The sequence below is a fragment of the Variovorax sp. GW821-FHT09D07 genome, assembly GCF_059416345.1.
In genome coordinates, this window is sequence record NZ_JBWKOY010000004.1 from 580,808 (window position 1) to 595,044 (window position 14,237).

17 protein-coding genes and 2 tRNA genes are annotated in these 14,237 nt (G+C 65.9%); 16 read left to right on the forward strand and 3 right to left on the reverse strand.

Features of this window, described 5'->3' with window-relative positions; translation table 11 throughout:
* Nucleotides 1-6 precede the first annotated feature (6 nt).
* Genes AC07OX_RS18355 through AC07OX_RS18390 form a run of 8 tightly spaced genes read left to right on the forward strand, consistent with a single transcriptional unit; the run spans nucleotide 7 to nucleotide 7,723 of the window.
* The gene (locus tag AC07OX_RS18355; RefSeq protein ID WP_495260958.1) at nucleotides 7-1,062 is read left to right on the forward strand and encodes a branched-chain amino acid ABC transporter permease; all 1,056 of its coding nucleotides are present in this window, start codon (nucleotides 7-9) and stop codon (nucleotides 1,060-1,062) included.
* Nucleotides 1,059-2,846, forward strand: coding sequence for a branched-chain amino acid ABC transporter ATP-binding protein/permease (locus AC07OX_RS18360; RefSeq protein WP_062474982.1), 1,788 nt, complete (start codon nucleotides 1,059-1,061; stop codon nucleotides 2,844-2,846). Before AC07OX_RS18355 ends, AC07OX_RS18360 begins: the two co-directional genes overlap by 4 nt.
* The gene (locus AC07OX_RS18365; RefSeq protein WP_095950531.1) at nucleotides 2,843-3,574 is read left to right on the forward strand and encodes an ABC transporter ATP-binding protein; all 732 of its coding nucleotides are present in this window, start codon (nucleotides 2,843-2,845) and stop codon (nucleotides 3,572-3,574) included. The genes AC07OX_RS18360 and AC07OX_RS18365 overlap by 4 nt, the downstream gene beginning before the upstream one ends.
* A complete protein-coding gene (locus tag AC07OX_RS18370) occupies nucleotides 3,564-5,153 on the forward strand; it encodes an ATP-dependent acyl-CoA ligase (protein WP_495260957.1) in 1,590 nt (529 codons plus the stop codon). Before AC07OX_RS18365 ends, AC07OX_RS18370 begins: the two co-directional genes overlap by 11 nt.
* The gene (locus AC07OX_RS18375) at nucleotides 5,150-5,899 is read left to right on the forward strand and encodes an SDR family NAD(P)-dependent oxidoreductase (protein WP_495260956.1); all 750 of its coding nucleotides are present in this window, start codon (nucleotides 5,150-5,152) and stop codon (nucleotides 5,897-5,899) included. The genes AC07OX_RS18370 and AC07OX_RS18375 overlap by 4 nt, the downstream gene beginning before the upstream one ends.
* A 53-nt stretch (nucleotides 5,900-5,952) precedes the next feature.
* Nucleotides 5,953-6,729 (forward strand): SDR family NAD(P)-dependent oxidoreductase, encoded by a 777-nt coding sequence (locus tag AC07OX_RS18380; protein ID WP_495260955.1) that lies wholly within the window; start codon nucleotides 5,953-5,955, stop codon nucleotides 6,727-6,729.
* Nucleotides 6,726-7,259: a MarR family winged helix-turn-helix transcriptional regulator gene (locus AC07OX_RS18385; protein WP_062473285.1), complete on the forward strand. Its 534-nt coding sequence runs from the start codon at nucleotides 6,726-6,728 to the stop codon at nucleotides 7,257-7,259. Before AC07OX_RS18380 ends, AC07OX_RS18385 begins: the two co-directional genes overlap by 4 nt.
* Nucleotides 7,256-7,723 carry an acyl-CoA thioesterase gene (locus AC07OX_RS18390; RefSeq protein WP_495260954.1) on the forward strand — a complete coding sequence of 156 codons (468 nt, stop codon included), beginning with the start codon at nucleotides 7,256-7,258 and terminating at the stop codon, nucleotides 7,721-7,723. The genes AC07OX_RS18385 and AC07OX_RS18390 overlap by 4 nt, the downstream gene beginning before the upstream one ends.
* Before the next feature lie 6 nt (nucleotides 7,724-7,729).
* Here the strand turns inward: AC07OX_RS18390 and AC07OX_RS18395 are convergent, their stop codons facing one another.
* Both AC07OX_RS18395 and AC07OX_RS18400 read right to left on the reverse strand, forming a co-directional pair.
* Nucleotides 7,730-8,146: a hypothetical protein gene (locus AC07OX_RS18395; RefSeq protein WP_492699948.1), complete on the reverse strand. Its 417-nt coding sequence runs from the start codon at nucleotides 8,144-8,146 to the stop codon at nucleotides 7,730-7,732.
* 3 nt (nucleotides 8,147-8,149) lie between these two features.
* The gene (locus AC07OX_RS18400) at nucleotides 8,150-8,479 is read right to left on the reverse strand and encodes a hypothetical protein (protein ID WP_495260953.1); all 330 of its coding nucleotides are present in this window, start codon (nucleotides 8,477-8,479) and stop codon (nucleotides 8,150-8,152) included.
* Between the two features lie 283 nt (nucleotides 8,480-8,762).
* On the opposite strand from AC07OX_RS18400, the gene AC07OX_RS18405 reads away from it, so the two are divergent.
* The 4 genes from AC07OX_RS18405 to AC07OX_RS18420 all read left to right on the forward strand — a co-directional run bounded on the left by AC07OX_RS18405 (nucleotide 8,763) and on the right by AC07OX_RS18420 (nucleotide 9,908).
* Nucleotides 8,763-8,839, forward strand: a tRNA-Pro gene (locus AC07OX_RS18405).
* 140 nt (nucleotides 8,840-8,979) lie between these two features.
* Nucleotides 8,980-9,192 carry a short-chain dehydrogenase gene (locus AC07OX_RS18410; protein WP_495260952.1) on the forward strand — a complete coding sequence of 71 codons (213 nt, stop codon included), beginning with the start codon at nucleotides 8,980-8,982 and terminating at the stop codon, nucleotides 9,190-9,192.
* Between the two features lie 35 nt (nucleotides 9,193-9,227).
* A tRNA-His gene (locus AC07OX_RS18415) sits at nucleotides 9,228-9,301 on the forward strand.
* Between the two features lie 43 nt (nucleotides 9,302-9,344).
* Complete coding sequence (locus tag AC07OX_RS18420; protein WP_159275721.1) at nucleotides 9,345-9,908, forward strand: HNH endonuclease; 564 nt, start codon at nucleotides 9,345-9,347, stop codon at nucleotides 9,906-9,908.
* 128 nt (nucleotides 9,909-10,036) lie between these two features.
* On the opposite strand, the gene AC07OX_RS18425 is transcribed toward AC07OX_RS18420, so the two are convergent.
* On the reverse strand, nucleotides 10,037-10,213 hold the full coding sequence (locus AC07OX_RS18425) for a hypothetical protein (protein ID WP_157627325.1): 177 nt from the start codon (nucleotides 10,211-10,213) through the stop codon (nucleotides 10,037-10,039).
* Nucleotides 10,214-10,322: 109 nt separating this feature from the next.
* Between AC07OX_RS18425 and AC07OX_RS18430 the strand changes: the two genes are divergently transcribed.
* From AC07OX_RS18430 to AC07OX_RS18445, 4 genes are all read left to right on the forward strand, one after another.
* The gene (locus tag AC07OX_RS18430) at nucleotides 10,323-10,736 is read left to right on the forward strand and encodes a hypothetical protein (protein WP_369646165.1); all 414 of its coding nucleotides are present in this window, start codon (nucleotides 10,323-10,325) and stop codon (nucleotides 10,734-10,736) included.
* A 259-nt stretch (nucleotides 10,737-10,995) separates the two neighbouring features.
* The gene (locus AC07OX_RS18435; RefSeq protein WP_492728214.1) at nucleotides 10,996-11,247 is read left to right on the forward strand and encodes a hypothetical protein; all 252 of its coding nucleotides are present in this window, start codon (nucleotides 10,996-10,998) and stop codon (nucleotides 11,245-11,247) included.
* A 104-nt stretch (nucleotides 11,248-11,351) separates the two neighbouring features.
* Nucleotides 11,352-12,923, forward strand: coding sequence for a hypothetical protein (locus tag AC07OX_RS18440; protein WP_495260951.1), 1,572 nt, complete (start codon nucleotides 11,352-11,354; stop codon nucleotides 12,921-12,923).
* Nucleotides 12,924-13,241: 318 nt separating this feature from the next.
* Nucleotides 13,242-14,090 (forward strand): HNH endonuclease, encoded by an 849-nt coding sequence (locus tag AC07OX_RS18445; RefSeq protein ID WP_495260950.1) that lies wholly within the window; start codon nucleotides 13,242-13,244, stop codon nucleotides 14,088-14,090.
* The last annotated feature ends 147 nt before the right edge of the window (nucleotides 14,091-14,237 follow it).

Here is a 14,237-nt window from a genome sequence, read left to right on the forward strand (position 1 = left end):
TTTTCTATGAACTGGGACGTGGCATTGATCCTCGTCACCGACGGCCTGGCCAACGGTGCCGTCTATCTGCTGGCCGGGCTCGGGCTGGTGCTGATCTTCTCGGTCACGCGGGTGGTGTTCGTGCCGTTCGGCGACATCGCGGCCTTTGCCGCGCTGTCGCTGGCGGCCTTCGAAACCGGCCGCGTGCCGCCGACCATCGGCATGGTCGCGGTGCTGGCCGCGCTGGCGCTGGCCACCGAGGTTGGCAGCCTGCTGCGGCGCGGCGAGGCCGCGCGCATTCCCAAGGCGGTGCTGACCTGGGGCGTGCTGCCGGCCATTCCGTGCGTGCTCGCCTGGCTGGCGGCGCGGCCCGGCGTGCCGGTGGCGGTGCACATCGCGGTGGCCGTGCTGCTGGTGGTGCCCATCGCGCCGCTGCTGGCGCGCGTGGTGTTCCAGCCGATCGCCGATGCCTCGGTGCTGGTGCTGCTGATCGTGTCGCTGGCGCTGCACTTTCTGCTGTCGGGCCTGGGCCTGCTGTTCTTCGGGCCCGAGGGCTCGCGCACCACGCCGCTCACGAGCGCGGTCTTCACGCTGGGCGACGGCTTCACGGTCAGCGGCCAGGTGGTGCTGATGGTGGGGGCGGCCGTCGTGCTGAGCGGGCTGTTCTTCCTGGTGTTCGAGCGCACGGTGGCCGGCAAGGCGCTGCGCGCCACGGCCGTGAACCGCGTGGGCGCACGGCTGGTCGGCATCCGGCCGGTGCGCACGGCGCTGCTGGCCTACGGCTGCGCCTCGCTGCTGGCGGGGCTCATCGGCGTGCTGATCGCGCCGGTGACCACCATGTACTACGACTCGGGTTTCATCATCGGCCTGAAGGCCTTCGTGGCCGCGATCATCGGCGGGCTCGTGAGCTACCCGATGACGGCCATCGGCGCGCTGGCGGTCGGCGTGGTCGAGAGCTTCGCGTCGTTCTGGAGCGGCGCGCTCAAGGACGTGATCGTGTTCAGCCTGCTGATCCCGGTGCTCATGCTGCGCTCCTTCATGGCGGCCCATTCGGAAGAGGAAGAAGACGAGGTGGACCAATGAACGGCAACACGAAACGCATGGCGTGGATCGCGGGCGTGATCGTCGTGCTGGCCCTGGTGCCGGCCGTGGCGGGCAGCTTCACGGTCTCGCTGCTCAACGACATCGGCATCGGCGCGCTGGTGGCGCTGGGCCTCGTGCTGCTCACCGGCGTGGGCGGCGCCACCTCGTTCGGCCAGGCGGCCTTCGTGGGCATTGCGGCCTACGCCACGGCGTGGCTCACGACCGCGCAGGGCCTGTCGCCGTGGCTCGGGCTCCTGTTCGCGCTGCTGCTCACGGGCTTGTCGGCGCTGGCCATCGGCATGCTCACGCTGCGCCTGGGCGGGCACTTTTTGCCGCTGAGCACCATCGCCTGGGGGCTGTCGATCGCGATGCTGTTCGGCAACGTCGACGCGCTCGGGCGCCACACGGGCCTGTCGAACATCCCGCCGCTGCAGATCGGCGGCTGGTCGCTGGCCGATCCGCGCGCGATGTACTACCTGATCTGGGTGGTGGTCGGGCTGGCCTGCCTGTTCAGCCACAACCTGCTGCAGTCGCGGCCCGGCCGCGCGATTCGCGGGCTGCGCGGCGGCGCCACGCTGCTGGCCAGCGTGGGGGCGGATGCCTACCGCGTGCGGCTGTCGCTGTTCGTCACGGCGGCGCTGTTCGCGGGGCTGGCGGGCTGGCTCTATGCGCACATGAACCGCTTCGTGAGCCCGTCGCCCTTCGACGTGCGCGCCAGCATCGAGTACCTGCTGATGGCCGTGGCCGGCGGGCTCGGGCAGTTGGCGGGCGCGCTGGTGGGCGCGGCGCTGGTGCTGGTGCTGAAGAACGGCCTGCAGGATGTGCTGCCGATGCTCACGCAGCGCGCCGGCCAGCTGGAGGCCGTGGCCTTCGCGGCGCTGTTCATCCTGCTGCTGCACTTTGCGCGCGGCGGCGTGATGGGCCTGCTGCGGCGCTGGACGCGCCGGCGCGCCGCGCCGCAGGGCGCCTCGCGCTACACCGGTGCGCCGGTCGAGCCGCTGCCGCACCGGCAGCTGCCGGCACGCGGCACGCAGGTGCTGTCGGTCAACGGCGCCGTGAAGCGCTTCGGCGGGCTGGTGGCGGTGAACGACGTGAGCTTCGACGTCAAGGCGGGCGAGATCATCGGCCTCATCGGGCCAAACGGCGCGGGCAAGTCGACCATGTTCAACCTGCTGACCTGCACGCTGCCGATGAGCGCGGGCCAGGTGCGCTTTCTCGAGCACGACATCGCCGGCATGCCGCAGCGCGCGGTGGCTCGGCTCGGGCTGGCGCGCACCTTCCAGCACGTGAAGTTGCGCCCGCACATGAGCCTGCTGGACAACGTGGCGCTGGGCGCGCACTCGCGCACGCGCTCGGGCATCCTGAAGGCGGGCCTGCGGCTGGACCGCACGGAAGAAAGCCAGATCCTGCAGGAGGCGCAGCGCCAGCTCGACCGCATCGGCCTGGGCGACCGCGCGCACGAGCTCGCGGGCAGCCTGCCGCTGGGCACGCAGCGCATTCTGGAAATCGCGCGTGCGCTCGCTGCCGACCCCGTGCTGCTGGTGCTCGACGAGCCTGCGGCCGGCCTGCGCCGCAAGGAAAAGATGGCACTCGGTGACCTGCTGCGCAAGCTGCGCGAGGAGGGCGTGACCATCCTGATCGTCGAACACGACATGGACTTCGTGATGAAACTGGTGGACCGTTTGGTGGTGATGAACTTCGGCTCCAAGCTCGTGGAGGGCGTGCCATCGGCGGTGCGCGCCGACGAGCGTGTGCAGGCCGCATACCTCGGGAGCGTCGTATGACCGCGATGCTGGAGATTGGCGATCTGCACGTGTCGTACGGGCAGGTCGAGGCCGTGCGCGGCGTGTCGCTCGACGTGCAGCGGGGCCAGATCATCTCGGTGATCGGCCCCAACGGCGCGGGCAAGACCACGCTGCTGGCCGCGGCCATGGGCCTGCTGCCGTGCAAGGGCACGCTGCGCTTCGAAGGTGAAGACCTGCAGGGGCTCGATGTGGAGTCGCGCGTGGAGCGCGGGCTGTGCCTCGTGCCCGAGCGGCGCGAGCTGTTCGGCGAGCTCACCGTGCTCGACAACCTGCAGCTCGGCGCCTACGCCAAGCGGCTGCGGGGCGACGCGATGAAGCGGCAGCTGCAATCGGTGTACGACCGCTTCCCACGACTGGCCGAGCGCCGCGCGCAACGCGCCGACACGCTCTCGGGCGGCGAGCGGCAGATGCTGGCTGTGGGCCGCGCGCTCATGTCGGCACCGCGCCTCTTGATGCTCGACGAGCCCAGCCTGGGCCTGGCGCCGCTGATCGTGCGCGACATCCTCACCATCGTGCGCAAGCTGCGCGACGACGGCGTGTCGATCCTGCTGGTGGAGCAGAACGCGCGCGCCGCGCTCGAAAGCTCGGACGAAGGCTATGTGCTGGAGACGGGCGAGATCGCGCTGTCGGGTGCTTCCGGTGACCTCGCGAGCGACCCGCGCGTGCAGGCCACCTACCTCGGCGGAGGCACGCACGATGACGAGTGACCCGCGCGCGGTGCCGCCGGCGCAACGCACGCTGCCCGCCATGCTGCAGCGGCAGGCGGCGCTGTTCGGCAGCCGCCCGCTGCTGCGCATCGCGGGCCGACAATGGACGCACGCCGACGCGGCCGACGCCGCGGCGACGCGCGCCGGTGCATTGGCCCAGCATGGCGTGGCGCGCGGCGACCGCATCGCCGTGATGTGCGGCAACCGCATCGAGTTCCTCGACACCTTCCTTGGCGCGGGCTGGCTCGGTGCGTCGGTCGTGCCGGTCAACACCGCGTCGATGGGGCCGCAGATCGAGTACTTCCTCGCGAACAGCGAGGCGAAGCTGCTGGTGATCGAGGCGGGCTTTCTCGATCGACTGGCCACGGCCGACCTGGCCCGTACGGCGCTGCGCGAGGTGTGGGTGGTGGGTGAGGCCGAAACGCCATGGACGCCGCCCGCCGGCGTGCGCGTGTCGGCCTACCCGCCGGGCGCGCAGGCCCTGCCGCCCGCTGCGGTGCAGCCGGGCGACCCGCTCGCCATCCTCTACACCTCGGGCACCACGGGCCCGGCCAAGGGCGTCATCTGCCCGCAGGCGCAGTACTTCTGGTGGGGCGTGAACAGCGCCGAGGTGCTCGGCGTGGGCCGCGACGACGTGCTGTGCACCACGCTGCCGCTGTTTCACATCAACGCGCTCAACACCTTCGCGCAGGCCGCGCTCACCGGGGCCGAGGTGGTGTTCGAGTCGCGCTTCTCCGCCTCGGGCTTCTGGCCCGCGATGCGCGCCAACGGCGCGACCGTGGTCTACCTGCTCGGCGCGATGGTGCCCATCCTGCTGGCCCAGCCCGAAGGCGAGGGCGAGCGCAACCACCGCGTGCGCACCGGCCTCGGGCCCGGCGTGCCTGCGGCGGCGGGGCAGGCCTTCAAGGCGCGCACGGGCGTGGCGCTGCTCGAAGGCTACGGCTCGACCGAAACCAACTTCGCCATCGCCACCGCACCCGATTCGCCGCGCGGCGGTGTCATGGGCTGGCTGCGCCCCGGCTTCCAGGCCTGCGTGGCCGACGAAGACGACGTGCCGCTGCCGCCCGGCGAAGCCGGCGAACTGCTGCTGCGCGCCGACGAGCCCTATGCCTTTGCCAGCGGCTACTTCCACATGCCCGAGAAGACCGTCGAGGCCTGGCGCAACCTGTGGTTTCACACCGGCGACCGCGTGGTGCGCGATGCCGACGGCGCGTTCCGCTTTGTCGACCGCATCAAGGACGCGATCCGCCGGCGCGGCGAGAACATCTCGTCCTTCGAGGTCGAGCAGGTACTGCTGAGCCACCCCGGCGTGGCCTCGTGCGCGGTGTACCCCGTGCGCTCCGAGCTGGCCGAAGACGAGGTGATGGCCGCGCTGGTGGCGCGCGACGGCGTCGCCATCGACCCGGCCGAGCTGGCGCGCTTCTGCGAGGGCCGGCTGCCGTATTTCGCGGTGCCACGCTACATCGACCTCCTGCCCGACCTGCCGCGCACCGAGAACGGCAAGGTGCAGAAGTTCAAGCTGCGCGAGCGCGGCGTGGGGCCGCAGACCTGGGACGGTCGGCCCGCTAAAGCCGGATGACACACGCCACCGCGCTTCCACTGGCAGGGCGCGTGGCCTTCGTGACGGGCGCGGGGCAGGGGCTGGGCGCAGCCATCGCGCGCGCCCTGGCGCAGGCCGGTGCGCGCGTCGCGCTGGCCGACATCGACGAAGCCAATGCCCAGGCCGTTGCCGCCGAGGTCAACGGCTTCGCGTTGCCGCTCGACGTGCGCGACGAGCAGGCCTTCAGCGACCGCTTCGCGCAAGCAGTGGCGCACTTCGGCGCGGTCGACATCCTGGTCAACAACGCGGCGCGCACGTCGACCACCTCGCTGTGGGACATCACGCCCGCCGAGTGGGACGACGTGCTCGCCATCAACCTGCGCGGCAGCTTCTTCGGCTGCCGCATCGCGGGAAGGCACATGCGCGAGCGCGGCGCGGGCCGCATCGTCAACCTGGCCTCCCTGGCGGGGCAGCAGGTCAGCAGCGCCACTGGCGCGCACTACGCGGCCAGCAAGGCCGGTCTGCTGGCGCTGACGCGTGCCTTTGCGCAGGAACTGGCGCCGCACGGCGTGACCGTGAACGCGCTGGCCCCCGCCGCCATCGACAGCCCCGCACTCGCCGCGCTGCCACCCGAGCGGCAGCAGGCGCTGAAGGCCGGCATCCCGCTGGGCCGCTTCGGGCTGGCCGACGAGGTGGCCGCCGCCGTCGTCTACCTGGCCTCGCCGGCCGCCGCCTTCATGACCGGGGCGACGCTGGACCTCAACGGCGGCCGTTTCATGCGGTAGCACCCTGCTGGTGCGCAAATGGCTAAAATGATTCAGAACTAAACCATTCAGGTATGCACACAAATTCGCTCACTGGCCGTCATGCCCTCATCACCGGCGCCGCTCGCGGCATCGGCGCAGAGATCGCCCGCACCCTCGCTGCCCAGGGGGCAGTGCTGACCTTGCTGGGCCGCGACGCGCAGGCCCTGCAGCGCGTGGCCGACACCCTGGCGGGCAGCGGCCACGGCGTGGTGGCGGCCGACGTGGCCGACCCGGAGGCTGTTCAGTCGGCCTTTGCGCAGGCGCGGGCCGAACGCGGGGCGGTGACCGTGCTGGTCAACAACGCGGGCGCCGCCGAGAGCGCGCCGTTCCTGAAGACCTCGGTCGAGCTGTGGCAGCGCATGCTGTCGGTCAACCTCACCGGCAGCTTCCTGTGCGCGCAGGCCGCGCTGCCCGACATGCTCGACGCCGGCTGGGGCCGCATCGTCAACATCGCCAGCACGGCCGGGCAGAAGGGCTACGCCTACGTGTCGGCCTACACCGCGGCCAAGCACGGCGTGATCGGCCTCACGCGCGCGCTGGCACTCGAGGTGGCGCGCAAGGGCATCACCGTGAACGCCGTGTGCCCGGGCTACACCGACACCGACATCCTGCGCAACAGCGTCGCCAACGTGGTCGGCAAGACCGGCCGCAGCGAAGCCGATGCGCTGGCCGAGTTCTCCAGCGTGAACCCGCAAAAGCGCATCGTGCAGCCCGCCGAAGTGGCCGACGCCGTGCGCTGGCTGTGCGGCGAGGGCGCCGCATCGGTCACGGGCCAGTCGATCTCCGTTTCCGGAGGAGAAGTCACATGAGTCGCAACGATGCCTCCCACGCCGTGCTGAGCGACGCCGAAGAACTCGGCCACGAAGCGCGCGCCGGCCACGAAGACCACGCCATGCTCAAGCTGTGGCTGCGCATGCTCGCGAGCACCACCCAGATCGAGGCCGAGATCCGGCGCCGGCTGCGCGAGCGCTTCGGCATCTCGCTGGCGCGCTTCGACTACATGGCGCAGCTGTACCGCTACGAAGACGGCCTGAAGATGCGCGTGCTCTCGCGCTACCTGATGGTGACCGGCGGCAACGTCACCGGCCTGACCGACGAGCTCGAGCGCGAAGGCATGGTGGCGCGCGCGCCCAGCCCCGACGACCGCCGCGCCTGGATCGTGAGCCTCACGCCCGAAGGCCGCAACGCCTTCGAAGCCATGGCCACCGAGCACGAGCAGTGGATCCTCGAGATGTTCTCGGGCCTGGACATGAAGACCGTCAAGCAGATGCACAACCAGCTCGGGCTGCTGCGCGTGCACGTGATGCGCGGCGACGGCGCGGTCGAGGACCGCGCATGAGCGGCGAGGGCGGTGGTGTGGAGTTCCAGCGCCCGCGCCTGATTCGTTTTTCCGACTGCGACCCGGCGGGCATCGTCTTCTATCCGCAGTACTTCGTGATGCTCAACGGCCTGGTCGAAGACTGGGTGAGCGAGGGGCTCGGCGTGGGCTACCACGCACTGATCGGCGAGCGCCGCGTCGGCCTGCCGACCGTGAAGCTCGACGCCGACTTTCGCGCCGTGAGCCGCATGGGCGACCGCGTGATGCTCGGCCTCTCGGTGGCGCAACTGGGCTCGCGCTCGATCACGCTGTCACTGCGCTGCTTCGAGCCCACCACGGGCGAGCTGCGCATGCAGGTGCGGCAGGTGCTGGTGACGACCTCGCTCGACACGCACCGCGCCATCGCCGTGCCCGACGACATGCGCGCGGCCATCCTGCGCGATGCGCCGGCGTTGGCTACTGCCGAGGCCGCTGGCAAGGCCTGAGCAAGGCTAGGGCGCCGGCGCAGGGCCGTCGGCAGGCTCGAGCGCCTTCTTCTCCAGCGCGTGCTTCTTCAGCCAGCCGCTGAGTTCCCGCTTTCCCTTCGCATTGGCCTGGCGCCACGCCTCACGCGCGGCGGCCACGAAGCGCTCTTCCGCCGCATCGGGCGGTGCTTCCGAAGGCGCAGTGTTGTCTTCGTCGAGCCAGCCGGCGGCCACGTCGCAATGCCGTTCGATCTGCCGTGCGAGCTTGTCACCGATGGGCCGCGCACTCTTGATCTGGCTCCACATGCTCGGAGAGATTTCGAGCTTGCGCGCGAAGGCCTGGTCGAGCCCCTTGGCGGGCAGGCCCGCCGCGACGGCGTCCTCGAGAAAGCGGCGATGCAGCACAAGCGCATTGCGGCGGCGCGCGACGGTGGTATGGGGCACTGTTCAAAAACAACAACAAGACAAGAAAAGATTGTCCCGGTTGTTGACGTCGCCGTAAACACTCTTTACAGTTGCCTCCAATTCACGGCACAAGCCGTCCCTTTTTTCCAACCCCTTACAGCCGACAGCGGCAATTTTTGACCAGGAACCATCGTGAACACCGCACTGACCCTCACCAGCATTCGACCCGCCTCGGGCCGACCGCTCGTGCGCGTCGGGTTCTGCCATGGTTTCGACATGCCGTCGCCCCTGTCGTTGTCTTCGCACCTGAACACCGCGTACGCCGCCAAAGCCGCAGCCCGTCTGCGCGTGGGTGGTCAGTTCGAGGCTCATCAGGTGCCCCCGGGTGGAGGTCGCGCGTAGGCGCGCATCTCTCAAGCTCTCTCGCAAAGAGGCCCGGACACCGCAAGGTTCCGGGCCTTTTTGTTTTGCCGCTTTCCATTTCGGGTGTGCCTTCACCCCACCGCCAGAAATTGCCGCGTCGACGGTCTGGCGGGATGTGCATGAGTTGATCACTCCTGTGCAGCGACGTTCGACGGGGCCGCGCCCAGCGCGCGGCCCGTCGCGTGAGGACACAACCGAAATGGAAGCGCGGCAGGCTTCTTTTGTTCTTCTTCCGTGTGTGGCGCAGCCTGGTAGCGCATCTGGTTTGGGACCAGAGGGTCGCAGGTTCAACTCCTGCCACACGGACCACACCCGAGCGGGACCGGGCCATGCCAACGCGTGGCCCGCCCGCGGAAACCGGCCGCAAAGATAGGGCGGCGCCGGAACCCGTCACCGGACATTTTTCAAGTCATCACTTTCTTTTTTCGTCACCCACCAAGGAGGCCCTCATGCGCAAGCGCAACTCACCGATCCGGATGATCGCCGTGCACCCGGCGCCGCTGCCGCGCAGGCACATGGTGTGGTCGCTGGCCCAGCGCTTCGGCGTGGGGCTCGGGCCGCGCTACGTGGCCGATCGCGCGTCGGCATTGCCAAGCGGCAACGAGGCGTCGCTCGACAGCCTCGACCTCGACCAGCGCGTGCGCGCGTCGGGCGAGTGGTAGCAGCTCAGCACTGCTCGTCTTCTGTTTCTTCAATGGTGCGTGTAGCTCAATGGTAGAGCCGCGGGTTGTGGTCCCGCTGACAACGGTTCGATTCCGTTCGTGCACCCCATCCGTTCACCACAAGCCATCGCCGCGAAGGGAGGCGATTCGTCATGCATTCACACGTCCTGCAACTCGATATTCAGGGCACGCCGCAAGCCTGGATCTCGCTGGAGCAGGCGGTGTTGCACTACGCCACCGGCAACGTGGCCTGGGAAGACGGCGCGCTGCCGCTGGCCACGCTGCGCGGCGGCTTCAACGTGGCGCGCGGCGTGCAGTCGCGCATCGACGTCGCGCCCATCATCGCGCTGCGCGGTGCGTCGAAGATCAACCTCTTCGACGTCGTGCCCGGCGTGACCAAGGCCAAGCTGCTGCGCCGCGACCGCCACACCTGCGCCTACTGCGCACAGGTGTTCGCCGACCGCGACCTGCAGTGCGAACACGTCATGCCCGAGTCGCGCGGCGGCCCGTGGAGCTGGACCAACCTCGTCAGCGCCTGCGCCGTCTGCAACAACCGCAAGGCCGCGCGCACGCCCGAAGAAGCGGGCATGCCGCTGGTCTACCTGCCGTACGTGCCGAGCCGCTTCGAGAACTTCCTGCTCGAAGGCCGCAACATCCGCGCGGACGTGCACGAGTGGCTGGCCAGGCGCCTGCCGCGCGGCTCGCGGCTGCAGTAGCGGCATGCGCACAAAGAGAAAAGCCCGCTGCCCGTTGGATCAACGGACAGCGGGCTTTGCCTTGTGCGGCTCGCGGTGCGCGAGCGATGCGTATGTGAGTGAATGAAGGCGCGAGTGGCTTGTTGTGTTCAGCGCCCCGCGCCGAAGAAGCTGTAGGCCACTGCTGTGGCTGCTGCCAAGCCGCCGAGCAAGATAAAGAGCACCTTCGTCGTACGGCGAGGGCCGCGCCGTGAACGGACCCAATGTTCCGGCCCGATCAGATCGATCGGAACCGTGGGTTTGCCTATGTCGGATGCCTTTTCCATGCCAAGAAATATAGCGCAGGCGCCAAGGCAAGAAGTTACAACGGCTTTTTGGCCCCATCGCACCGTGGCCGCTTGCCGACACCAGACAGAAACGTGTGAAATATTCCTCATGAACCAACAAATCATTCTCGAGAGCCTGGTCCGCGCCCTGGAGAGCTGGGTCCGCAACGCCTCCGCGGCCGAGCTGTGGCGCGTGCACCGCGAGGGCGGCCTGGGCGCATCGATCCGCACCGAAGGCGAGAGCGTCGTGCACGTGCGCATCGCGCTCGACGGACCGCCCGATGCGTTGTCGAGCATCGGCAAGACCGACGGCCGCCTGCCCATGACCGAAGCGTTCAGAGGCGCCAACGGCGAAGCAGGGTGGGGCACCCCGCCACCGCAAGGCAGCGCCGAGCGCGAGCAGTGGTTTCTGTCGAGCGATGTGGCGCAAGAGCAGGCGCGGCAGTACCTGTTGGCGGAGGTGGTGGCGCGGCGGGATGTGTTGGTGCGGCGGGTGGAGGCGTGGGCTGCGGGTGCTGGTTGAGGCCGGTGCGCGATTCGCACGGCGATCGTCTTCGCGTGCGCGACTACAAGTCGACGCGAGTCCTCATTTGTTCACCGTGAGAGGCTTCCGCTGACGCGCTTCTCTCCCTACATTTGAACGACCGCCGCGCCTCACGGCGGGACATCGATGCACACCGCAGCGATGTCGATGTGAGGCACAAAAGGCGACGGCCAGGGTGCGCTAACACCCTGACCGTCTGACCAAGTGACGTGCATGACTTTGGTAAGGAGCACACCAGATGGCTGATCAAATTATCGCCGGGCAAACCACGCCCGAATCCCACGACGCGAACCACCAGCCGGACGCGTCAGACATCCTTGAGAACAAGCTGACCCAGCTGCAGTCTTTGCTGAGTTGCTGCTATGGGGACGAGGGCGAGTGGTTCGAGGCGATTGGCCCTCGGCATCGGGACAACATCATGTGGATTGCCGCTGACTTGGCCGGCGATGCATCGAGACTGCTTCATCGTGCAATGGCAGACAGAATCTAGCGGCGTGCGTCAAGACTGATGCTGTGATCGAGTGGCCGATCGATTGATCTGGCGTCGCATGTTGCCAATCGAAGTAGGTGCGGTTGAACGGTACGATCCGCCGCATGAAGTCGCTGCCATTTGCTGAGCTGCCGCCGGGAACTCCGCTGTCCGCTTGGCACGACGCCCTCGCTGGTGATTCTCAAACAGACTCTGAGCGCTATTTGACGGCACTCGCTCGCAGAGCATTTCTTACGCTTTGGAGCTATCCAAATGTGTTCACGGACGAGGGGCGAAGCAAGGGAAAGGGCGATGGCAAAGAGCTTTGCGATCTGCTGGCAATTTTTGGCAATGACATCCTGATCTTCTCGGACAAACAATGCGAATTCATCCCACACGCCGACGTCAAAGTGGCCTGGGGACGGTGGTACAAGCGAGCCATAGAGAAATCAGCTAACCAATTGGCCGGCGCGAAATCTTGGATCCTTCGCCATGCCGATCGGCTCTATTTGGATAGGCAGTGTCAACATCGCCTCCCGATAGAGATCCCCGATCTCGAGCACTGCCGAATTCACCTGATTGCAGTTGCGAAGGGCGCTACCGAGCATGCCGCTAGATATTGGGAAACTGTTGCGGTGGAGCATGCGGAGACGGGGATGCTTTTCGATCCGACGTCTGGCCCCAGTTCCGGAAGTTTGATGATTCGTACTGAAATCGTGGGCACCGATCACAGGGCCACACCCTTCCAAGTGGGGTGGCCTCTTGGTAGAGCGCACATGATCCACGTGTTTGACGAGCAGACACTCGACGTAGTTTTGGGTGAGCTGGACACCGTCCCGGACTTTGTTGCGTATCTTCGCAAGAAAGAAGAGTTCTTTAGGCGAGAGGAGGTACTCCTTGTCATTCCTGGCGAAGAGGACCTGCTTGCGAGCTATCTCTCGTCATCAACTTACGAGCTTGAGGGACCGAAATTTCCTGACATACCCCCCGGTGCCATGTTTCTTCTCGGTGAAGGTGAATGGAAAGAGCTGAAGACGAGCAAGCGCTATCGGAATCGGGTGAAGGCAAATCGAGTCAGCTATCTGTGGGATGCCCTCATCGAGTTTCAGACCTCACACATATTGGCTGGGTCTTCGGGTGTAGTACGTTTACCCGCTTCGCTTAACAGTCTCGCTCCTTCAGTACAGCAGGAGATGATTCTTCGAAAAATGGCGGAAGAATCGCGATCGACTCGGCGGATGCTTGGCGCGGCCGTTGATCGAGCACGTAGTGTCAAAAAGAAAGATACGCGATACACGTCGACCGTGCTTGGGCGTCGCGATAGCACGAGAGCGTATGTCGTCATGGCGCTGCCAACGCCTCGCGACATGCCGTATGAAACCTATCTAGAGCACCGGCGGCATCAACTGATGACCTATTGCGAAGGGTGCAAGCTCAAGAATCCGCACTTGAAGGAAGTGCTTGGTATCGCAATGGAGCCTTATTCGACGAGAACGATCTCGGTGGATTTCTTGCTCATGATCGTGCGCGACGAAAATCTTGTAGCGGACTCGGCTGAAATTCTTCAACAGAAGTTGAACGAAGAAGGCATGTGGCAGCCAGAGAAAATGAAGTGGTCGCGAGCCTCACTTCATGAACTTCCTGGAGGTCCATCGCTATGGCACAGGATCTTGAGCAAGCTGCTTAAGCGTTCCTAGGATACGTAGACACCTTTGCAAGGTGCACAAGACGCGGTCCAGCTATCGCGAACGGGGCGCCACGCACTTGTTGCATCCCGATTGACTGCTAGCCCCTAGCACTGCGGGATGAGCATTCTGTTGTGCACGCCCATCAGTTGGCCCTGCCTCGAAGAAGCCAGCGGTTTCAGTACATCTGCTAGTCCATGCCGCACGGAAGACGCAGAGATCGTGGGTGTCAGATGCTTGCATGGGATTTTTAGGAGACATACGTTAAAGTGGGTTCACAACAGTGAACCGAACGTTAACTATGAGCTGCCTGTGCGGAGAGATGAGCCCGTGTCAGATCTGAATCTCGGTGTGCCCGAATTTACGTTGGGCAAGATCTATCGCCGTAAGACGGAGCTTCACGAACCATTTGGAGGCAGCGGACAAAGCGGTATTTCACCGTCCGCGCACTTCCTCGTAGTTTTCTTGTTTACCGGTGATAGCGGTGAGCAGTACGGCTACAAGGATCACTTCGATGAGGATGGGACCTTCTTTTTCACGGGAGAAGGTCGGCGTGGAGACATGGTATTCAAGCGGGGAAATCTCGCGATTCGCGATCACTCTTCACAGGGCAAGGCGCTGCATCTCTTTCGGACGGTCGGAAAAGGCAAAGGGCAGAAGTACCTTGGGGAGTTTGTCTATCAAGATCACGAGTGGGTTGACGCGATCGATGCAGATAAAAGAACTCGAAAGGCGATCGTCTTTCGACTTGTGCCGGTGGCCCGCCTTGAACGAGACGAACTTGGAGAGACGAGCGAAAAGCCAATAGGCCTGACGCTTGAAGAGGCAAGACGCCGCGCAGTTGCGGCGGCGAAAACCGACGCTTCAAAGGATGGTAAACAAGGGCATCGCATGCTTTACGAGAGAAGCCGCGCTGTTCGTGACTACGTGCTGCAGCGCGCCGCAGGTGTGTGCGAGCTTTGTGAACAGCCCGCACCGTTCCTTCGCAAAGGAGGAGGCCCTTATCTTGAGCCTCATCACACCACGCGCGTTTCAGACGGTGGACCGGACCACCCCCAATTCGTTGCCGCTCTTTGCCCCTCCTGCCACCGCGAAGTTCACTATGGCGAATATGCGCAAGCGAGGAATACGGGACTTATTGAGAAACTCCAGAAGATCGAGCAACGTGGCAACCGGTAGATGAAGGTCGCCGGAACGAACTTTTGTGGCCGACCATATGAAAAAAGCCCGCTATCTTTTGGATAGCGGGCTTTTCAATTGGTGCCGGAGAGATGAATCGAACACCCGACCTTCTCATTACGAATGAGGAAAAGATGAAATGGATGG